Annotated in this window: 2 protein-coding genes; one reads left to right on the plus strand and one right to left on the minus strand. The window is 66.3% G+C overall.

The window, feature by feature from the left end; genetic code table 11:
- Positions 1 to 2,374, minus strand: a 2,374-nt coding sequence (locus KDH09_04250) for a hypothetical protein (protein MCB0218882.1), incomplete at its 3' end; no start/stop codon positions are given.
- 582 nt (positions 2,375 to 2,956) lie between these two features.
- On the opposite strand from KDH09_04250, the gene KDH09_04255 reads away from it, so the two are divergent.
- Positions 2,957 to 4,362 (plus strand): hypothetical protein (locus KDH09_04255; GenBank protein MCB0218883.1); only part of this gene is annotated, 1,406 nt, incomplete at its 3' end.

The following is a 4,362-nucleotide window of genomic DNA, read 5'->3' on the forward strand; positions in this document are numbered from 1 at the left end:
AGATCGTCGGCGCACCGGCGTCGGCGATGAAGGCCACGTCCTGCATGGCCGAAACATCGCCCGAGGCGCCGTTGATCGTGAGGCTCTTGGTGCCGCTGCTGGCGGCGCGCGCGTAGACCTGCAGGCTCGCCTGCCCGGTGACCGCGTCGAAGTCGACGAGGAAGTTGCGCGGGGCCTGCCCCGTGTTGGATGCATCGGCGGCGCCCGCGTAGAAGAGCACGCCGGCCGGGCCGGCCACTTCAATGGCAGCCTGGTGGGCCTGGGGCGGGCTCACGGTAAGCGGAATCGTAATCAGGCAGTTGTCGCTGCCGTTGCCGATGGCGGTTGCGCCGCCGCCGGTCTGGCAGGCCGAATCAACCACGATCGTCCCCGCGCTCACGCTCGGCGCGGGAGGGCTGGCCACGAACTCGGTCGTGGCGGCAAAGCCGGTGCTGCCCTCGATGGCAAAGTTCACCGCGCCACTTCCGGCCGCGGCGGTCGAGCGCACGTAGACCGGGAAGTCGGCCATGCCCATGACGAAGTTCGCTGGGATCGAACGCGGGTTCTGCCCGGTCCCCAGCGCGTCGGAGGGGCTCACGTAGAAGCGGTACCCGGCCGGGCCGCTCACCACCAGGGAGCGGGTCTCGGTCGTCGCCGGCGCAAGGTCCATGCTCACATCGATCCGGCAGAGCGCCAGGCCGTTGTTGGCGATCACCGAAGTGCCGACTGCGCAGGTAGTATCAGGGGTCGCGGTACCGGTCACCGTCGAGGCGATGGGCGAGCCGTCGAACTCGATGGGAACGGTGTTGCCGGTCACCGAGCCGACCGGCGCGCTCAAACTGACATCGCCGGTTCCTGCGACAGTCGAACGCACGAAGACGTCGAGGCTGCCGCTGCCCGCGCCATCGAGGTTCACCATGAAGATGCGCGGGATGGCGCCGCTGTCCACAGCGGCCACGGCCGAGTCATAGAAAACCCAGCCGAAGATGCCGCCCACCGTGACGGGGACGCTGATGCTCGGCGTGCCCGAGAAGCTCAGGCTCACCTGGCAGACGTCCGTGCCATTGGCGATGATCGTGGGAGAGCCCTGCTGGCATCCGGCATCGACCGAAGCGCCGTCGAATCCAAAGAGCGGCGGGCTCGTGACGGCGGCGAACTCCACGTTCACGCTCTCATTGACGCTTACCTGTCCGCCGGCACCCTGCCCGTCGAGATCGAGGGCAGCGATGCCATCGGTGGTGGCGCGCACGAACAGATCGAGCGTGGCCTCACCGGTCACCGAGTCGAAGTTCACGAGATAAGTGCGCGGCGCGCGGCCATCGATGATGGGCTCCACCGCGCTCTCATAGAAAACAAGATCTCCGATCGAGCTCGCCGTGAGCGAGAGCTGGAAGGGCTGGGGGGGCGTGAGATCGAGGGTCGCCGTCACCTGGCAGAGATCGCTGCCGTTGGCCTCGGCCGTCGGCGCGCCGACGGCGCAGGCGGGATCGACGCTCAGCATCGTCGTCACCATGGGCGGCGGCGGGGTGTTGGTGAACTCCACCGTCGCACCCTGCGAGAACGCGGCGCCCGAGGCCATGGTAATGTTCGTCTGGCCGTCCACGCTCGAGCGCACGAAGAAGTCGAGCACGGCGTTGCCCGTGCCATCAAAAGTCACGGTGAACGGACGTGGCGCGGTGCCCGAGCCCAGAGGCTCGACCGCGGAGTTGTAGAAGAGCAGTCCCGACTGCGCGGCCGAGACGGTCGTCACGATCTGGAAGCCGTTCTGCGCCGGGCTCATGCCCAGATCCAGGCTCACCTGGCAGAGCGCAATGCCGTTGGCTTCCACGGTGCCGACACCTGCCTGGCACTCGTTCTGGATGGTGACCGAGTTCACCGAAATGACCGGCGGGGGCGGCACGGCGGCAAAGGCGATGTTCGCCGTGGTGCTGAGCGCGGCGCCGCTGGAGATATTCAGGGTGTGCGTCCCTGCAGCGGCGGTCGAGCGCACGTAGACGGTGAGGGTTGCAAGGCCGGTGCTGGGCGTGAAGTTCACGCTGTAGGAACGCGGCGCGCGTCCCGAGGAAATGGGTTCGGTCGTGGTATTGGGATTGGAATAGAAAAAGAGGCCTGCCGGGCCGGAGACGTCCACGGAGATTGCGGGGAAATCGGCCACGGGCTCTGAGAGCGACAGATTGAGTTGCACCGAGCAAACGTCGATGCCGTTGTTCATGACAGTGGCACTGCCGGGCATGCAGTTGCCGGCAACTGTCATGCTCGCGCTGACGTCCGGTACGAACGGGACGTCAGGACCGGGAACTTCGACGGTGACTGTGCCGCCGCCGCCTCCCCCGCCGCAGCCCACGGCAAGCAGCAACATTGCCGCAAGCCAGGCTTTGCTTAGATATCTGCGCATGGTTCTCAAGGCCTCCTCGACCGTGGCGGTCGATTACCGAAAGACTGCCGTCCAATCCCGTAGGCGGCGGCCTCGGCAAATTGATCTCTCAGGGCGTGACTATCGAATGTCTCTCCGGATGGGATCATGTAGCTATAGATAGGCACGAACTGCTCCTCAGGCGCCGCGACCCAACGCACATTTGGTAAATAGGACCAAACATCGCCTCGAAATCGCTTGCCGGACCCCTCCGGCACACCCGAGTGTGCAGGTCACCGCCTGCCTTGCAGATGCCCGTCTGACGGGGCTTCTGCATGCCGGTGACTCCAACGACCCAAGTGGGAATCAGTATAGGCACGCGGCCCTTCCAGTACCAATCGCGTTTACAAAGTTTTTGCTTTGCAAAACGGGAGCTTACATACCGCAGCGCGCCAATTTTCGGGTGATTTAAGCCACACATTTGCACGCCCCGCGCCCCCTCCCTTGGCAAAAATCCGTGCTAGGCTCACCGGTTGAGGGCAGCAACGAACTTTCGCCACAGGCGGAGGCGCAGCCGGGCAGCAATGCCCGTTTGCCGCTTCTGCGCGCGTGCAATGGGCTGGAATGGCAAAGCGGCGAACAAAGAAACCGGCAGAGCGGGAAGACGGAGCAGTCTCCGAAGCGGAGTCGTCCGATTACTCCGCGCCTGCAGAAGAGCCGGCGCAGCCCCCCGAGAACGTGGGCACCGAGTGGTTTGCCCGCCGGGTCGAGGAACTCGAGAGCGCCCTCGAAGAGGCTTCCGAGCGCCTGCAGCGCAGTCTCAAGCGCCAGGGGGAGCTCGAAGCCCAGGCCGAGGGCGCCCGCGTTAAGGCCGAGCACCTCCAGGACGCCGACACCCAGGCGAAAAAACTCGCCACTGAACTCGAACAAGCCGGTGAGCAGATCGCCGGGCTCACCGAGCGCGCCCGCTCGCTCGATGCCGAGCGCTCCCACCTCTCCGACGAGATCACCGAGCTGCGCAAGCTGCTCGGTGAGCGCGAAAAGAATCTGGGAACGCTGGCGGCCGAGGCGGGCAAGGAACGCCTCGCGCTTCAGAAACAAATCAGCGAAGCGCGCACTTCACTAGAAGAAAAACAGGCCGCGCTCTCTTCGGTGCAGGGCGAGGCCGGCACCCTGCGCGAGGAAGTCGAGCGACTCTCCAAACATCTGGCCGAGCGCGAGAGCGCGCTTGCGGTCGCAGCAAAGGACTCGGCCGCCGAGCGCGAGCGCCTGCTCGGCGAGCTGCGCGCCCTCCAACAAAAAGCAGAACAGGACGCGGCAAGCGCCACGGAGAAAGAGGCGGCGCTGCGCGAGCAGCTCGCCGCAACAAAGGGCGAGGAAGGCGCGCAACGCGAGAAGGTCGGCGCCCTCGAAGAGAGCCTTGGCCAGGAGCGCGGCGCCGCCGAGCAACTGCGCGGCGAGCTCGAGCGCGAGCGGGCCGCGCTCAGCGCCCTCGAAGAAAAGCGCGCCGCATTGGAGAACGACCTCACCGAGGCGCGCACCCGCGGCCAGGAGCTGGGCGCGCAGCGCGACGAGCTCTCCGAGCAGATCAACGCGCGCGAGGAGACGCTTCGCGAGCAACTGCGCGCGGCCGAAGCAGAGCGCGAGGAGGCCACGCGCCGGCACGAAGAGGCCCTTGCCCGCCAGCGCGAGGAGCTCCTTCATCAACTCGACGAAAAAGAACGCACGCTCCGCGAGCAACTCGAGCGCGCCCAGTCTGAACGCGAGGGCGCCGAGCGCCACCACGAAGAAACCCTGCGCCGGGAACGCGAAGAGGCGCAAGCCGCGCTGCACGCCAAGGAGCGCGCCCTCGAAGAGAGTCTTGAGAAGGCGCAGGCCGAGCGCGAAACCCTCATGCGCAGCAGCGAAGAGACGCGCAAGAGCGAGCGCGCAGAACTCATTGCCCAGCTCGAAGAGAAAGAGCGCGCGCTCCACGAGCAGCTCGAAGCCGCCCGTGCCGAGCGCGAGGGAAGCGAAGCGCGCCACGAGCA

It is taken from the genome of Chrysiogenia bacterium, assembly GCA_020434085.1.
Lineage (GTDB): Bacteria > JAGRBM01 > JAGRBM01 > JAGRBM01 > JAGRBM01 > JAGRBM01.